The 14,544-nt window shown below is 29.3% G+C and carries 15 protein-coding genes and 7 tRNA genes; 10 read left to right on the top strand and 12 right to left on the bottom strand.

Going from position 1 to position 14,544, the window contains the following annotated elements:
* Positions 1-249 precede the first annotated feature (249 nt).
* Entirely contained in the window at positions 250-411 is a 162-nt protein-coding gene (locus BD821_RS10025; protein ID WP_084170492.1) for a DUF1540 domain-containing protein, read from the bottom strand.
* Positions 412-652: 241 nt separating this feature from the next.
* Between BD821_RS10025 and BD821_RS10030 the strand changes: the two genes are divergently transcribed.
* The 6 genes from BD821_RS10030 to BD821_RS10055 all read left to right on the top strand — a co-directional run bounded on the left by BD821_RS10030 (position 653) and on the right by BD821_RS10055 (position 5,503).
* On the top strand, positions 653-1,207 hold the full coding sequence (locus BD821_RS10030) for a 2'-5' RNA ligase family protein (RefSeq protein ID WP_104410375.1): 555 nt from the start codon (positions 653-655) through the stop codon (positions 1,205-1,207).
* Positions 1,208-1,336: 129 nt separating this feature from the next.
* Positions 1,337-1,813 carry a dUTP diphosphatase gene (locus BD821_RS10035; RefSeq protein WP_104410376.1) on the top strand — a complete coding sequence of 159 codons (477 nt, stop codon included), beginning with the start codon at positions 1,337-1,339 and terminating at the stop codon, positions 1,811-1,813.
* A 75-nt stretch (positions 1,814-1,888) separates the two neighbouring features.
* The gene (locus BD821_RS10040; RefSeq protein ID WP_104410377.1) at positions 1,889-2,320 is read left to right on the top strand and encodes a DMT family transporter; all 432 of its coding nucleotides are present in this window, start codon (positions 1,889-1,891) and stop codon (positions 2,318-2,320) included.
* Positions 2,321-2,359: 39 nt separating this feature from the next.
* Positions 2,360-3,175 (top strand): MBL fold metallo-hydrolase, encoded by an 816-nt coding sequence (locus BD821_RS10045; protein ID WP_104410378.1) that lies wholly within the window; start codon positions 2,360-2,362, stop codon positions 3,173-3,175.
* Between the two features lie 96 nt (positions 3,176-3,271).
* Positions 3,272-4,177, top strand: coding sequence for a selenium metabolism-associated LysR family transcriptional regulator (locus tag BD821_RS10050; RefSeq protein ID WP_104410379.1), 906 nt, complete (start codon positions 3,272-3,274; stop codon positions 4,175-4,177).
* Positions 4,178-4,309: 132 nt separating this feature from the next.
* Positions 4,310-5,503 (top strand): S8 family serine peptidase, encoded by a 1,194-nt coding sequence (locus BD821_RS10055; protein WP_104410380.1) that lies wholly within the window; start codon positions 4,310-4,312, stop codon positions 5,501-5,503.
* Between the two features lie 84 nt (positions 5,504-5,587).
* Here BD821_RS10055 and BD821_RS10060 read toward each other — a convergent pair whose 3' ends face one another.
* Positions 5,588-6,544, bottom strand: a complete 957-nt coding sequence (locus BD821_RS10060; protein WP_104410381.1) for a phosphoglycerate dehydrogenase — start codon at positions 6,542-6,544, stop codon at positions 5,588-5,590.
* Between the two features lie 122 nt (positions 6,545-6,666).
* Complete coding sequence (locus tag BD821_RS10065; protein WP_104410382.1) at positions 6,667-7,860, bottom strand: peptidoglycan DD-metalloendopeptidase family protein; 1,194 nt, start codon at positions 7,858-7,860, stop codon at positions 6,667-6,669.
* A 199-nt stretch (positions 7,861-8,059) separates the two neighbouring features.
* Here BD821_RS10065 and BD821_RS10070 point away from each other — a divergent pair, with 199 nt between their 5' ends.
* Together BD821_RS10070 and BD821_RS10075 are read left to right on the top strand one after the other, a co-directional pair.
* Positions 8,060-9,073, top strand: coding sequence for a DnaD domain protein (locus tag BD821_RS10070; RefSeq protein WP_029451686.1), 1,014 nt, complete (start codon positions 8,060-8,062; stop codon positions 9,071-9,073).
* Positions 9,066-10,046: an ATP-binding protein gene (locus BD821_RS10075; protein WP_029451687.1), complete on the top strand. Its 981-nt coding sequence runs from the start codon at positions 9,066-9,068 to the stop codon at positions 10,044-10,046. The genes BD821_RS10070 and BD821_RS10075 overlap by 8 nt, the downstream gene beginning before the upstream one ends.
* A 37-nt stretch (positions 10,047-10,083) precedes the next feature.
* Here BD821_RS10075 and BD821_RS10080 read toward each other — a convergent pair.
* From BD821_RS10080 to BD821_RS10115, 8 genes are all read right to left on the bottom strand, one after another.
* Positions 10,084-10,158, bottom strand: a tRNA-Thr gene (locus BD821_RS10080).
* A 3-nt stretch (positions 10,159-10,161) separates the two neighbouring features.
* A tRNA-Asp gene (locus BD821_RS10085) sits at positions 10,162-10,238 on the bottom strand.
* An 8-nt stretch (positions 10,239-10,246) separates the two neighbouring features.
* Positions 10,247-10,322 (bottom strand) — tRNA-Val (locus tag BD821_RS10090).
* Positions 10,323-10,330: 8 nt separating this feature from the next.
* Positions 10,331-10,405, bottom strand: a tRNA-Glu gene (locus tag BD821_RS10095).
* 39 nt (positions 10,406-10,444) lie between these two features.
* Positions 10,445-10,521: transfer RNA gene (locus BD821_RS10100), tRNA-Asp, on the bottom strand.
* Between the two features lie 14 nt (positions 10,522-10,535).
* Positions 10,536-10,611 (bottom strand) — tRNA-Val (locus BD821_RS10105).
* An 8-nt stretch (positions 10,612-10,619) separates the two neighbouring features.
* Positions 10,620-10,694 (bottom strand) — tRNA-Glu (locus BD821_RS10110).
* Positions 10,695-10,898: 204 nt separating this feature from the next.
* The gene (locus BD821_RS10115; RefSeq protein ID WP_029451690.1) at positions 10,899-11,273 is read right to left on the bottom strand and encodes a CoA-binding protein; all 375 of its coding nucleotides are present in this window, start codon (positions 11,271-11,273) and stop codon (positions 10,899-10,901) included.
* A 249-nt stretch (positions 11,274-11,522) separates the two neighbouring features.
* On the opposite strand from BD821_RS10115, the gene BD821_RS10120 reads away from it, so the two are divergent.
* Both BD821_RS10120 and BD821_RS10125 read left to right on the top strand, forming a co-directional pair.
* On the top strand, positions 11,523-12,359 hold the full coding sequence (locus tag BD821_RS10120; protein ID WP_104410383.1) for a carbon-nitrogen family hydrolase: 837 nt from the start codon (positions 11,523-11,525) through the stop codon (positions 12,357-12,359).
* Positions 12,346-13,578, top strand: coding sequence for a BaiN/RdsA family NAD(P)/FAD-dependent oxidoreductase (locus tag BD821_RS10125; protein ID WP_104410384.1), 1,233 nt, complete (start codon positions 12,346-12,348; stop codon positions 13,576-13,578). Before BD821_RS10120 ends, BD821_RS10125 begins: the two co-directional genes overlap by 14 nt.
* Before the next feature lie 82 nt (positions 13,579-13,660).
* Here BD821_RS10125 and BD821_RS10130 read toward each other — a convergent pair whose 3' ends face one another.
* Positions 13,661-14,419, bottom strand: a complete 759-nt coding sequence (locus tag BD821_RS10130; protein ID WP_104410385.1) for an acyl-[acyl-carrier-protein] thioesterase — start codon at positions 14,417-14,419, stop codon at positions 13,661-13,663.
* Between the last annotated feature and the right edge of the window lie 125 nt (positions 14,420-14,544).

Here is a 14,544-nt window from a genome sequence, read left to right on the forward strand (position 1 = left end):
AATGGATAATTTATGTATTGGGGAGATGTTTTTGCATCTCCTTTTATTTATATAGTTTTTTATACTAGTTCTGCCTACTAAAATTATACTCTAACTTACAAGTTAATCAATAAACATTTAATCCTTTTAATTCTTTTAAAATCACTACATATGAAAATTACTTTTAACACTATAAATAAAAAGAACTATTATGATTAAACAAGCTCTATCATAATAGTTCTTTTTGTATTACCCTTTTTGAATATAATGTTATTTCATAGTTTCAAAGCTGCCACAATCAGTGCATTCAATTGTCTTTGCCATAGGTTCATGTTTAACTACTTCAATTTTGTTTAAAGTGCAATAGCTATCCTTCTTATAATGATATTTACATTCCGAAACATTACATCCTATACTCTTATTAACTTCCATGTTAATCCTCCTTTTTATACATTATTTTAATTGTACGATTATATCTTTTGTATTTATATCTTTTATTATTCAAATAACATATTAATTTTACTAAATTAATATATTACTCACTCTAATATCAATATGATATAATATATAATAACTTAATACATTATAGCCTTTATATATTATGGATTAAAAAAATTATAATTCAACTTATTATTAAAAATATGAATTAAAATATAAAATTTGGGGGATGACAATGAAATATTATTTAGTAGCATTATTTGATGAAGATTCCTATAAATCTATAGAAGGTCTTCAAAAAGACTTAAGTAAAAAATACAATCTATATAGAAACCTTCCAACACTGCATATAACTTTAGAGGTTATAGATGATCCTGATATCGATAAATTAGATGAAATTCTTAAAGGAATATTAAAGTCATATAAACGATTTAAAGTAGAAATAGATGATGTTATATGTTTTAACGAGCCTTATAAATCTGTAAATCTAAGAGTTGAAAACAAAGGATATATAGAAAGATTAAATAGGACTATAAATGATAAATTAAAACTAAATGGGTTTAACGTAAGGAAAGATGCCTCTAATTGGGACTTACACATCTCACTTGCAAATACAAACTTTGCTTCAAGAGAATGGTCAAAAAATGAATTTCTGAACGCGTGTCATAAAACACAAGATGATGGATTCTATAAATTAGCAAAGATAGAAAGAATAGAACTTTGGAAACCAATTAATAATAAGAGAGATATGGTTATTAAAAGCTATCCATTAAAAACCTTTTTGCCCTAGTACTTGGATGAAAATATAAATATTTTTAACTTTTCTTTTGGTAATCGTTTTCTGAACTTTCAATTTTTATGATAATTAGTTACAATGGATTAGTGAGAAAATTGCTATTGAAAGAAAGGCGGCTTTGTTATGAATTTACAGTACTTATTTAAGTTACAAAAGGATTTAAATGAAAAAATATATGCTTCCAAAAACTTAGATGAAAGTATCCCTAATTCAAAAAACTTTTTAGCTCTATTAGTGGAACTAGGTAAACTTGCTAATGAAACTAAAAGCTTTGAATATTGGTCCGATGCAAAACCTTCTAAAAGGGGTGTATTATTAGATTCTTATATAGATTGTTTTCATCTAATATTAACTTTAGGTCTAGATAAACTTTATACCAATATTTCACCAAAACTTAAACCAAATGACTATAATATTTCAGAACAATTTTTAAACCTATATGTAGATATAAATGATTTAATGGTCACATCCTCTAAAGATCACTACACAACACTTTTTGAAGACTTTTTAAGTTTAGGTCTTAGATTAGGTTTTTCTTTAAATCAAATAGAAAATTCTTACATAGTAAAAAATACTTCTAATAATAAAAAAATTAAATAATCATAAAATAACTTCTCTACCTTTGGTAGAGTTTTTTTTTTATTTTTGGAAATAATACTTATAGAGGTGATTTTTATGTTAGGTATATTTTTTTCAATAGTAGCTGGAATTGCTATGAGCCTACAAGGTGTTTTCAATACTAGGCTCGGAGAAAAGATTGGGCTTTTAGAAACAAATCTAATAGTTCAAGGTAGCGGGCTTATATTAACCATTTTACTAATATGTTTTTTAGGCTCTGGCAATATAAAAGAAATTAAGTCAGTAAACAAACTTTATCTTTTAGGTGGAGTTTTAGGTGTTCTTATAATATATACAGTAATGAAAGGAATTTCATCCATGGGACCTACCTATTGTATATCAATTATACTTGTAGCTCAGTTATTATCTGCAGCATTAATTGACTTTTGGGGAATGTTTGATACAAATAAGGTTTCTTTTGGATTTAGTAAGATAATAGGTATTGCAATAATGGTTATAGGTATTATAATATTTAAGTGGAAACCTTAATAATTTAAAGGTGGTGTTATTATAAACATATTAAAAAGTATGGATAAAATAAGTTTTAATACAAAGTTTCTTATGAAACTTCACTATAAAAATCTCAAAAATTATTTTGAAGAAACTTCAACTCCATTAAGTGAATCTTTAGTAACTAATTCTGTACAATGGATAGGCCATGCTTCTGTTATGATAAATCTTTATGATAATATATTTATAACAGACCCTGTTATTGGCTCCGTAGGTCAATTCAAAAGGAAGATTAAACCTTCTATGAATCTAGTAAATTCAAATATTAATTATATATTACTATCTCATGGCCATATGGATCACATTGATTTTTATTCACTAATAAAAATGAATAAAAATGTAATAGTACTTTGCCCTAAATCCTATGTAAAATCTATAAAAGTTGTAGGATTTAAAAATGTAATAGGCATATCCAAAGGAGAAATACATCAAAATGGTGACATCACCATAAAATGTATAGCTGCAAACCATGATGGTAGAAGATATTACCTAGGAAAAGATCATAGTAGCAATGCTTATCTTATAAGTTGTAAAGACAAAAGTGTGTTTTTTGCTGGTGATACTGCTTTTACAGAAAACTTCAAGGAAATAGAAAGTGATCTAGCTCTTATGCCTGTAGGTTGTTATTTGCCTGAAGGCTTTGATAAGATGCACTGTACTCCACTAGAAAGTTATAAAATGTATAAAATGATGAAGTCAAAGAAAATGTTGCCCATCCATTATAATACTTTTATATTGTCATTAGAAGATGATTTAGATACTGTAAACATATTAAAATCCATAAAAGATAACACTATAGATATAGTTAATGTAGGTAAAACTTCGTTAATATAATATTACCTTATTAGAAATATCTATACTACCTATTAATATATACATTAATAGACTATAATATATATATATTTATTACTTTTGGGAGGACTGAATTTTATGGATTTTAAACAAATAGAAGCCTTCATATCAGTGGCAAAACTTAAAAGCTTTTCAAAAGCTGCAAACAGTATATACTTATCTCAACCTACTATAAGCTCTCATATTTCTAGTTTAGAAAAGGAGCTAAATATTCAACTTTTTGACAGAAACTCTAAAGAAGTTAATGTAACTCCAGCGGGTAGGTCATTCTTAAATTACGCTGTAGACATTATAAATACTAGAAATAATGCAATAACAAATTTATGTGCTTTTAATAATAAAATTTGTGGTACGCTAAATGTATCTGCTAGTACAACTCCCTGTCACACCATAATTCCAAGTCTTATAAATAAATTTAGTACAGAATATCCTCAAATAGCCTTTAATATAAGTGAAAAGAATTCTGGAGAAATTATTGAAGATATAATTAATTTAGACTGCGAAGTGGGCTTAGTTGGAGATGTGGGGAAAACTGATAAAATAAAAAGCTATTGTCTAGTAGAGGACAACCTAGTGCTAATATCAAGCCCTTCTATGAATATACCAAAAGAAATCACCATAGAAGATTTGTTTAACTACAAATTTATAATGAGAGAAAAAAACTCTGCAACTAGGAAAACCTTTGAAGATAGCCTTCTATCAAATGGCTTAGATCAAAATAAGTTAAATATCTTATGTGAGATAAATAACATGGACACACTAATACAATTTGTAAAGTCTGGTACAGGTGTTTCAATAGTCTCACAAAACGTTGGGCTCGATTACGTAAGTAGCGGTAAGCTTAATATGTCTAAGATAAAAGATTTAGATCTTAAGCGATATATATATCTTATACTTAATTCAAAACGTACACTAACACCTACAGCCAATGCTTTTTTTGAATTTTGTATTAAAGAGTTCAATGTAAATAACTTCCCTTCCTAGGCACATTACTTATGTAAACATAAAAGCCTCCTACTTAATTTATTTTTAAGTAGGAGGCTTTTATTTAGAATAAATACTACTTTTCTTGTATACTTCATAATATATATTGTAATGCTAAAAAGGGGTCTTTATATGTTCTTATGGAAAAGTAAAATTGATGTCAACTTAAAAAAGGCTATAGATATAAACTTATATAAAAATTATAGGGTTATAATTCATTGTAAAAACCTTCAAGAAAATATAGAAAAGAGGATAAAATCTGGTGGTGGAAAAGTTTTAAAGTCTATTTACAATATTAATATAATTTCTGCTTCCATATCTCCTTTGTTAATATTGAGACTATCCGAATATCCCGAAGTTTCATTTATAACCTTTGATAGTTTTGCCTTCCTTTGTGGAAGAAGCGTAATTCATTCTAATAAAGCTTATATTGGCGATACCTATAACCTTACAGGTAAGAATGTAGGTATAGGGCTCGTAGATAGTGGCATTTACCCTCACCCCGATCTTTTATTACCTAAAAATAAGATTAAATATTTTTTAGATATTTTAGATGGATTTAAGTATCCTTATGATGATAATGGTCATGGTACCTTTATATCTGGCTTAATTTCAGGTAGTGGTCATAGTTCTGAAGGTAAATTTAAAGGTATTGCAGAAAATTCACTTATATATTGTTATAAAGCATTTAATCGCTTTGGTAGAGCCTACGTTTCTGACATATTGTTTGCTATAGATGATATTTTAACTAGGTCTCAAAAAGATAATATAAAGGTTTTGTGCTTGCCCTTTGAAATTTTAGAATATAACCCATTTATAATTAATTGTTTTTCTATACTATTTGAAAAATGTATAAAGGTTGGTTTAGTACCTATAGTTCCTTCCGGGAGCATAAATGTAGACGAAGAAACCATTATTGGTCTTGGTTTAATACCTCACTGCATAACCGTATCTGGTGTTAATATTCAAGATAGTATAAAAGAATTCAGATTTTCTTCTTCTAATGGTAATAAAAAAATAGGTAAACCAGATATAGCTGCTAACTGCGTTGATTTATGTTCTTTAAATACTGATACAGAGTATATTTCTGAAAGAAATGGAAAAAAGCTATACCCTAAAACCTTGGATATTCCATACACTTCTTACACTGGAACCTCATGTGCCGTAGCTTATGTATCAGGTGTATGTGCTTTGCTTTTTGAAAACAACCCTGCCTTAACCTTTAAAGACTTGTTATCTTTAATAAAGGTATCCTCAGAACTTGCACCTATATCAAAATCTAGTCAAGGAAATGGAATAATAAATATAAATAACCTTTTACCATAATTCTGAAAAGAGGTTGCAACTAAACTTGCAACCTCTAAACTTAATAAGGAACCTGATATTTTTTACCCCTATGATATGGCCTATTTAATATCCTCTTTTTACATTCACTACATTTGAAAGGTTCTCACCCTTTGAGTACCTCTTTAAGTTATCATAAACTGTTTCAAATCTTCTAGTATTTCTTTTTTCAGATACCCATGAGTTATGAGGAGTTATTAATACCCTTTCAATATCCCATAATAAGCTCTCCTTTGGTAACGGCTCTTCTTTAAACACATCTAACGCAGCTCCAATAAATCGTCCTTTTTGTAACTCTTCGATTAATGCATCTTCATCTATTATGCTCCCTCTGGCTATATTGACTATGGCTGCATTATCTTTCATTATCAAAAATCTTTCTTTATTTAATAAATGATAGGTTTCCTTTGTTTCAGGAATAGCTATAACAACGATGTCGCTTATAGCTAACATCTCATCTATTGCTTCTCTTTTATAACAGCTGTCAAAATAATCTACCTCTTTTCCTTTAGTATTCATACCAACTACCCTTACTCCAAATCCTTGAAGTCTTTTAGCTGCTTCCATAGCAATGCTTCCAGTACCTACAAACCCTACTGTCTTACCATAAAATTCTAGTAAAGATGTATCCATCTTCCATGTCTTATCTAATCTGTTTTTAAGCATATCCATTTGTTTTTTATAAATTTGTAATATGCTTAGCACTACCCACTCACCCATAGGTATGCTATATCCCCCTCTGTTATTTGTTACTATTATATTATTTTCTATAACTTTATCTTTTGGTAACTGATCTATTCCAATACTGGATAATTGTATCCATTTTAATCTTTTCATCTTTAGTATATCTAAGCTCTCGAAAGGATCATAACAAACTAAAACTTCTACGTCTTCAAACTCCGTGTCGTAGGTTAACTTATGTTCCTTTTTAACTATTATCTCATAACCCAGCTCTTCCATCTTTTTTATTTCATCACTACCATAATTGTACGTTACTAAACACTTCTTTAACTTATCTGCCATAACCTTTCATCTCCCTCTATTAATATCTTAATGGTTTATAAAATGTACGCTCTTTGGTATTAGATTAAATACCTTAATACCATTTTACCTATAATAAGAAGGAGTTCAACACTTATATTTGGTTATTTCATATAGGTCATGGGATTCTCAGCCTTTCCATTTAACCTTAATTCAAAGTGAATATGTGGTCCTGTACTTCTTCCTGTACTTCCAACCCTGCCTATAACATCCCCTTTTTTAATAGTGTCCCCTTTACCTTTACTTATTGAACTACAATGTCCGTATAATGTTTCTATGCCCTTGCCATGATCTATCTTTATATATTTACCATAGATACTATCATACCCTACCTTATTAACTACTCCATCTAGGGCGGCCCCTATAGGGTCTCCTGTATTTCCTGCAATATCTACTCCATGATGACTTTCATTGTTCCATCTTGCACCAAAGTTAGATGTTATTGCTCCTCTAGATGGCCTTTCTAGAAATGAAATAGTAGTTCCTATAGGATTTTTAGTTCCTTTAAGTATTACCTTATTTTTCGGTGCTTCTATTATTTCCTCTTTTATCATAGTTTCTGATATTACCTTTGCATTTGTAATGTTTACTTGCTTTTCTATACGTCTTTTACCTTCCTTTCCTAACTCCTGTACTTTAAATTCACCCATATAATATTCATCTGTACTTTTAATGGTTGTATCCTCTTTTATATCTTCTATATCATTTTTTATACCAATAATATTTACAGACATTATTGGATTTTCCTTGCTACTATCCAATTCTTTTATTACCTTATATATCTCCTCTGGCGTCTTTATTTGAGACTCATAAGCTCTGTAAGGTATGTAATATATATTATTATTTATAGATGTATTTATTATATCTTCTTTATTTAAATCATTTACCCTTATATAGTGCTCTTTTACTAAATTAAATAAATCTTCACATCTATCTTTATCCCTTAATATACCTAAATTTATTTCATCTATCTTCAAAACTAAACAATCTACTTCTTTATCTAAACTAGCTTTTATATTTGAAACTATGCTATCATAGTTATTTAAGGATGAAGTTTTCGTAATAATCCTTTCAAATTTTATGCCTTCATTTATTTTTATATCTTTATTTTTATCTAAGATCTTATTGTAAATATCTATAACTTTTTCTTTATCTTTATAATAAGCTACGCAGTTACCTTCAACATATGCTGCATAAGCTAGATTATATCCCGAATTTATGTATATAACTAAAAGTGGAATTATAAACAGTGATATAATAATTGAAGTTTTTATGATACTAATATATCTTTTCTTCATTTTTGTATTCCTTTCTTTATGGAAGACTTTAAGGTATATTTAATCTTCATTTTTATACAGTCCCTTTTACTTTACCCTATTTATCATAAAAATATTCATATGTAAACATTTTGTGTTACTATTTACATAATCATAGCTTTACTATAAAATTATTAGAGCAATCTAAATCAGTATTGCACTTTAGAAAGGTTGGGATTTAATGAGTACCTTCATGCTTAAAAATACAGCTTTAAGCACTACCCCTGTAAGTAACATTTTTATAGAAAGTTATATGCCAAAAGCTAGAGGCGAATTTATAAAAGTGTATTTATTATTATTAAAATACAGTGTTTCTGGCGAACTTGGAGTAAATTCTACCATCCTTGCCTCCGCTTTAAACTTATTAGAATCAGATATAATGAACGCTCTAAATTATTGGAATGACGAAGGCGTCTTGAAGATTATTCCAATAGATAAAATGGGCAATTTTAATATAGAATTTATTAATCTTGGAGAGGATCAAGCCACTTCTAAAGTAAGTCTTTTAGAAGAATTAAACAATTCTTCCGTAAAGGATATGTTGCAAGAAATAGAAAAGCTTCTATCAAGACCTTTATCTCCAAAAGAAATGTCTACCTATATAGGATGGGAAAAAGACTTAAACTTTTCTCTTGAAATGATATTTTTACTTATTCAATATTGTATATCCAAAGGTAAAACAGATTATAGGTACTTCGAAAAGGTTGCTCTGTCATGGTTTGATGCTGGCATAAAAACTATAGAAGATGCCCAATTATATATTAAAAGACATGAAGATAAATGGATTAAATATAGACAGATATTGGATTACTTGGGCATAAAAGATGCTGATATAATGAAACCTCAAGAGGAAATGCTTAGTAAATGGGTAAATCAGTATAAGTTTTCTATTGAAATAATTGAAAAAGCTTGTACTATTTGCTTTGAAAGATTAAATAGAGCCGACTTTAAATATATTGATGGTATACTCTCTAGTTGGAACAAAGATAATATAAAAACTTTAGAAGATATTGCTGCAAAGGACCTAAAAAGAGCATCAACTTATAACAAAGGTAATAATAACAACTACAATAATAATAACTATAATAACAACAACAAAAATAGTAAAAATAGTAACTTCAATAATTTCGAACAAAGAACCTATGACTTTGATGAATTAGAAAGAAAATTGTTAGGATGGGATAAGGATGATTAAAGGATATCAAGAATCTGTAATTAGAATATATGAAAATATTCAAGAAGAAGAGAAAAAGGCTCTTAAAAAAAGAAGGGCTGAAATCGAAAAAAGAGATCCTAGAATATTAGATATAGAAAATAAAATAGGTAAACTTTCTGTTGAGCTTGCAATTAGTTCTATGAAAGATATTGATAATAGGGATGAATATCTAAATAACCTTAAATCCTCTATCACAGATCTTAGAGTAAAAAAGTCAGAAATGCTAGTAACTTTAGGATATAGTCTTAATTATTTAAATCTAAATTATAGATGTCCTAAATGCAAAGATACTGGATTTATAGGCGCTTCTAAATGCACTTGTTATAAACAAAAGTTAATACAACTTCATTATAAAGATTCTCAGCTACAAGAGCTTACACGAACAAACAACTTTAAATCTTTTGATTTTAATTTGTATCCTACTCATAAAATAGGTAATGAAAAAGATACTCCAAGAAAAAACATAGAAAAGATTTATGATAGATCTTTAGCATATATAGATAATTTTAAATCTCACTCAGATAACCTTTTATTTTATGGCAATTCTGGCACTGGTAAGACATTCTTGTCTACCTGCATAGCAAAAGAACTTCTTGATAAAGGGTATCTTGTAGTATATAAGACATCTGATGAATTAATAAAAGATCTTCGAGATCTTAAATTTAATTCAAATAAGATTTTAGAAGAATTAATATTTAACTGTGATTTACTTGTAATAGATGATTTAGGTTCAGAATCAATTACAGACTTTACAAGAGCAGAATTGTTTAATCTTTTAAATAAGCGATTACTTACTAAAAAGAGAATGATAATATCAACTAATTTAACCTTAGAACAACTCCTTCAACAGTACTCAGAACGAATAACCTCAAGGCTTCTTGGAAACTTTGATATAAATAAGTTTTATTGCGAAGATATAAGAGTATCAAAAAACTTAAATAAAATAACATAAAAAAAAAGACTTCTAAAAATTAGAAGTCTTTTTTTTATGGAGCTGGCAATAGGAATTGAACCTACAACCTGCTGATTACAAGTCAGCTGCTCTACCGTTGAGCCATGCCAGCAAATGGCGACCCAGAAGGGACTCGAACCCTCGACCTCCGGCGTGACAGGCCGGCACTCTAACCAACTGAGCTACTAGGCCGTATATAATGGTGGGCACAACAGGGCTCGAACCTGTGACCCTCTGCTTGTAAGGCAGATGCTCTCCCAGCTGAGCTATGCGCCCATTATATATGGTGACTCCTAGGGGAATTGAACCCCTGATACCACCGTGAAAGGGTGGTGTCTTAACCGCTTGACCAAGGAGCCTCATTAAGTATTGTATTATGTTTTATTTTATATTTTATATGGCGACCCAGAAGGGACTCGAACCCTCGACCTCCGGCGTGACAGGCCGGCACTCTAACCAACTGAGCTACTAGGCCATATTCATATAAAATGGTGGGCACAACAGGGCTCGAACCTGTGACCCTCTGCTTGTAAGGCAGATGCTCTCCCAGCTGAGCTATGCGCCCATAATACATGGTGACTCCTAGGGGAATTGAACCCCTGATACCACCGTGAAAGGGTGGTGTCTTAACCGCTTGACCAAGGAGCCTCATATTACTTGTCGGTTGCTTATTGGGAAACCTGACATAGACTATAATACATAATAAATCTGTTTCTGTCAACATTTATTTTTTAATTACTTTATATTTCATCTGTTTTTGTCATTTTAAAGGCCTTATAGCCCTTTAAAAGCCATAAAGCCCATTAAATATATCTTATGTTTAGTTATTGTTCATAGATATATTAAAAGTCTTTATTCCATTTTAGAAAGTTCTACTAGAGCACAACCTTTTATTGCTATAATATCATTTTGATTGCAAAAGTCTATTATTTCGTCACTTTCTGCACCTGGTTGTATAAGAATATTTTTTATACCCATTTCATGAGCTTCTTTTACTATATCTATTCCTTTTATAGGATTTATGCAAAGATCTAATACCCCTATGGTATAGGTTACTTCTTTCAATGTTTTATAAGCACCATCCATTTCTGACTTATAGGTAACTCCTTCAACATTATAATCATTTTCTTTTAACTTTTTTAATATCTTATTTGCATACTTACCATCATTTAAGACATCTCCAACAACTACCCAATTCTTGTATTTCATAAAATCTTTAGCTTCCATCTTTATTCCTCCAATCTTTTAGTTATTATAACTGAATTAGATCAAAACATTTTTATAAAATTTATTAAGCTTACATTTTATTTATATATTAATATAAGTATACCCTATTATTTGAATTTATGTTTTAATATATTGTTAAGATTATTAATTACTCTAGTCTTTATTCTTAACCTATTGTAAAATTATATTTATAATAATATGAATGTTTTTAGCAACATGGGTTTCAATATAAATATACGAGGTGAAATTATGAGGATTGGTTTAGCTCAAATGGATATAATCTTTGAAGATAAACATTTAAATATGCTTAAGGTTGAAAAACTTTTAAAAGATGCTAAGAAAAATTCTATTGATTTTTTAATATTTCCTGAAATGACTCTTACTGGATTTTCTATGAATTTAAAAGATATGCTTGAAGGGCCTCTTTTAGATTCGCCTTCAGTATCTTGGTTTTCTACTAAAGCTTTGGAATACAATATTAATTTAGCCTTTGGATATATAGAATACCATGGAGATAAGGGATTAAATAATTTAGTTATCATATCAAAATATGGAACCATACTAAGCAAGTATTCAAAAATACACCCATTTTCTTATGGTAAAGAATCTATGTATTACAAAGGTGGAGATGAGTTTATTCTAACTAAATTAGAATACCTTATAATAGGTAGTACAATCTGTTATGATTTAAGATTTCCTGAACTTTACCAAATACTAAGCAAAAAGGCTAATATTATATTAGTCATTGCTAATTGGCCTCAGAAAAGAAGGGATGCCTGGATAACCTTATTAAAGGCTAGAGCTATAGAAAATCAATGCTATATAGCTGGGGTAAATAAGGTTGGTATGTTTGGTAACACATATTATTCAGGTGACTCCATGATTATAGATCCTTTAGGTAATATAATAACCTCATTGTCAGATATTGAAGGTGTAATTTATACCGATATTAATATAGATGAAGTGGATAACTTAAGAAAAAGATTCAATGTTAAAGAAGATAGAAAAGACCTTCTTTATATAGAAGGTCTTAATTCAAATATACCTATAAAAGATGAAAGAGAGGACTCGCATGATATATCATGATACTTTAATAATAGGCGGAGGTGCCTCTGGCATATTTTCAGCCATAATAGCTAAGGACCTCGGTCACGATGTTGCTATTTTAGAAGGTAGCAATAGAATAGGAAAAAAGATTTTAACTACTGGAAATGGTAGATGTAATATAACAAATAAAAATATAGTTTCTCCCTACCTAGCTTATCATAGTGAAGATTCAAAGCTTTTTAAGGCTGTGTTAGATAGTTTTACAGTAGAAGATACCATAAGTACCTTTTACTCTATGGGGCTTCCCCTAACGCTATTAGACCATGGAAAGATGTATCCTATGTCTTTGCAATCAACTTCAGTACTGGATATACTAAGAATGTCATTAGATGATAAAGCTATTCCTATATATCTTGAAAACAAAGTTACTAAAATAACTCCATCTAAAAATGGATTTTCCATAACTTCATCTTCAGGTGAAAGTTTTACTTGTAAAAAGCTCATATTATCTACAGGTGGCAAATCAGCGTCAAAGACTGGTTCTGATGGTTCTGGATATAAATTAGCTGAAAGTTTAGGTCACAAAATAATTAATACCATTCCTGCTTTAGTTCAATTAAAATTAGATTATAATAATCTAAAGGCTATGTCAGGCATAAAATTTGATGGTAAAGCCTCTATATTAGTAGATAAAAAGATTGTGAGAGAAGAACTTGGAGAAATACTCTTTACTGATTACGGAATTTCAGGCCCTCCTATCCTTCAACTAAGTAGGATAGCATCTAAAGGGTTAAGTAAAAGAAAAGATGTAGATATACAAATAGATATGATGCCTAATATGTCAAAGGAAGAACTAAGTATATTTTTAGAAAATCACCTCGAGGTTTTTTCTTATAGGAGTATTTATGAGTCTTTTATAGGTATAATAAACAAAAAACTAATACCTATATTTTTAAAGGAATGTGACATTCTGGATATACACTCACCTTGCTATGATTTGGATTGGAAGAAAAGACAAACTTTAATAAATAAGCTAAAGGCTTGGACATTTAAAGTAATTGATACCAATTCATTTTCAAATGCTCAGGTCACTTGTGGAGGTGTAGACACAACTGAAATAAATCCCTTAACATTAGAATCAAAAATTGTTTCAAATTTATTCTTTTGTGGTGAGTTATTAGATGTAGATGGAGATTGTGGAGGATTTAACCTCCAATGGGCTTGGAGCTCTGCTGCAGTAGCTGCTAAGTCATTATAATATAATAATATAAAAGTTGTAAAATTTAAGGGGAAATGATGAAGATGTAACCAATACACTCATCATTTCCCCTTACTTTAAATTAATTCTCTTGATTACTTATCCAAGATGTCTCTAATAGGGTAACTTCTTTTCCTTCATCATCTAAAATTCTATGTATACAATCCATAGTATCTCCATTATCATATATTTGGACTTGTGAGGTTATGCTATGTCCATATCTAGTTTCTTTTTTATATACCACTTTAATTCTTTTTAGCGTGTATTTAAGCATCTTTTCTAATGGAACAGCCTCTATAGCCCAGGAAATATATTTTGCATTGTTTACATGCCTATTAGTATCTATATCACTATACCTTATGGTAAAGTTTTCCTCATTATCTACTTTAGTTAAATTTTTAATTTTATCTATATTCAATTCTTCATTACATTTTTCATCAATATTGTAAGCCTTATATAGGCTCTTTAAAATTCTAATTGGTTTTCTTTTTTCAATATCTATTAAGAACCATACTGATTTTGCTGTACCTATAATATTACCATTTTCATCACAAACTTCATGCTCCCTAAATGCATAAAACTTTTTAAGTGAATATGCGCTAGTTTTAACTATGATTTTTTCACCATATTTAGGGAACCTTACTATATCTATATCCCACTTATATAGTACCCAAGCTGCATTATTAGATTTTAGATAGTCAAGACCTATACCTAATTCTTCGCTTTGGTAGGTAGCTACATCTCCAAAAAAGTTCACCAAAGATGTTATAAGAGCGTTCCTATTATAATCAATGTCATGATAATATATTTCATATTGTTTTGCTGTAATAATACCTCTCATCTAAACCCCTCCAAATAAACTATATTATATCTTTGTAATAAATTAACCATATAAATTACAAAAGTGATTTACCTTAGTCTAATTATATGTAAAGACAAAAGTAAATCACTTATTTATATATATTA

Origin of the sequence: Clostridium algidicarnis DSM 15099, assembly GCF_002934235.1 — a bacterium.
In the GTDB taxonomy this organism is placed as follows: Bacteria; Bacillota; Clostridia; order Clostridiales; family Clostridiaceae; genus Clostridium_L; species Clostridium_L algidicarnis.

Excerpts from the sequence above, each read along its gene's own strand:
- BD821_RS10025 (WP_084170492.1), bottom strand. The coding sequence starts at position 411 with ATGGAAGTTAATAAGAGTATAGGATGTAATGTTTCGGAATGTAAATAT.
- BD821_RS10030 (WP_104410375.1), top strand. The coding sequence starts at position 653 with ATGAAATATTATTTAGTAGCATTATTTGATGAAGATTCCTATAAATCT.
- BD821_RS10035 (WP_104410376.1), top strand. The coding sequence starts at position 1,337 with ATGAATTTACAGTACTTATTTAAGTTACAAAAGGATTTAAATGAAAAA.
- BD821_RS10040 (WP_104410377.1), top strand. The coding sequence starts at position 1,889 with ATGTTAGGTATATTTTTTTCAATAGTAGCTGGAATTGCTATGAGCCTA.
- BD821_RS10045 (WP_104410378.1), top strand. The coding sequence starts at position 2,360 with ATGGATAAAATAAGTTTTAATACAAAGTTTCTTATGAAACTTCACTAT.
- BD821_RS10050 (WP_104410379.1), top strand. The coding sequence starts at position 3,272 with ATGGATTTTAAACAAATAGAAGCCTTCATATCAGTGGCAAAACTTAAA.
- BD821_RS10055 (WP_104410380.1), top strand. The coding sequence starts at position 4,310 with ATGTTCTTATGGAAAAGTAAAATTGATGTCAACTTAAAAAAGGCTATA.
- BD821_RS10060 (WP_104410381.1), bottom strand. The coding sequence starts at position 6,544 with ATGGCAGATAAGTTAAAGAAGTGTTTAGTAACGTACAATTATGGTAGT.
- BD821_RS10065 (WP_104410382.1), bottom strand. The coding sequence starts at position 7,860 with ATGAAGAAAAGATATATTAGTATCATAAAAACTTCAATTATTATATCA.
- BD821_RS10070 (WP_029451686.1), top strand. The coding sequence starts at position 8,060 with ATGAGTACCTTCATGCTTAAAAATACAGCTTTAAGCACTACCCCTGTA.
- BD821_RS10075 (WP_029451687.1), top strand. The coding sequence starts at position 9,066 with ATGATTAAAGGATATCAAGAATCTGTAATTAGAATATATGAAAATATT.
- BD821_RS10115 (WP_029451690.1), bottom strand. The coding sequence starts at position 11,273 with ATGGAAGCTAAAGATTTTATGAAATACAAGAATTGGGTAGTTGTTGGA.
- BD821_RS10120 (WP_104410383.1), top strand. The coding sequence starts at position 11,523 with ATGAGGATTGGTTTAGCTCAAATGGATATAATCTTTGAAGATAAACAT.
- BD821_RS10125 (WP_104410384.1), top strand. The coding sequence starts at position 12,346 with ATGATATATCATGATACTTTAATAATAGGCGGAGGTGCCTCTGGCATA.
- BD821_RS10130 (WP_104410385.1), bottom strand. The coding sequence starts at position 14,419 with ATGAGAGGTATTATTACAGCAAAACAATATGAAATATATTATCATGAC.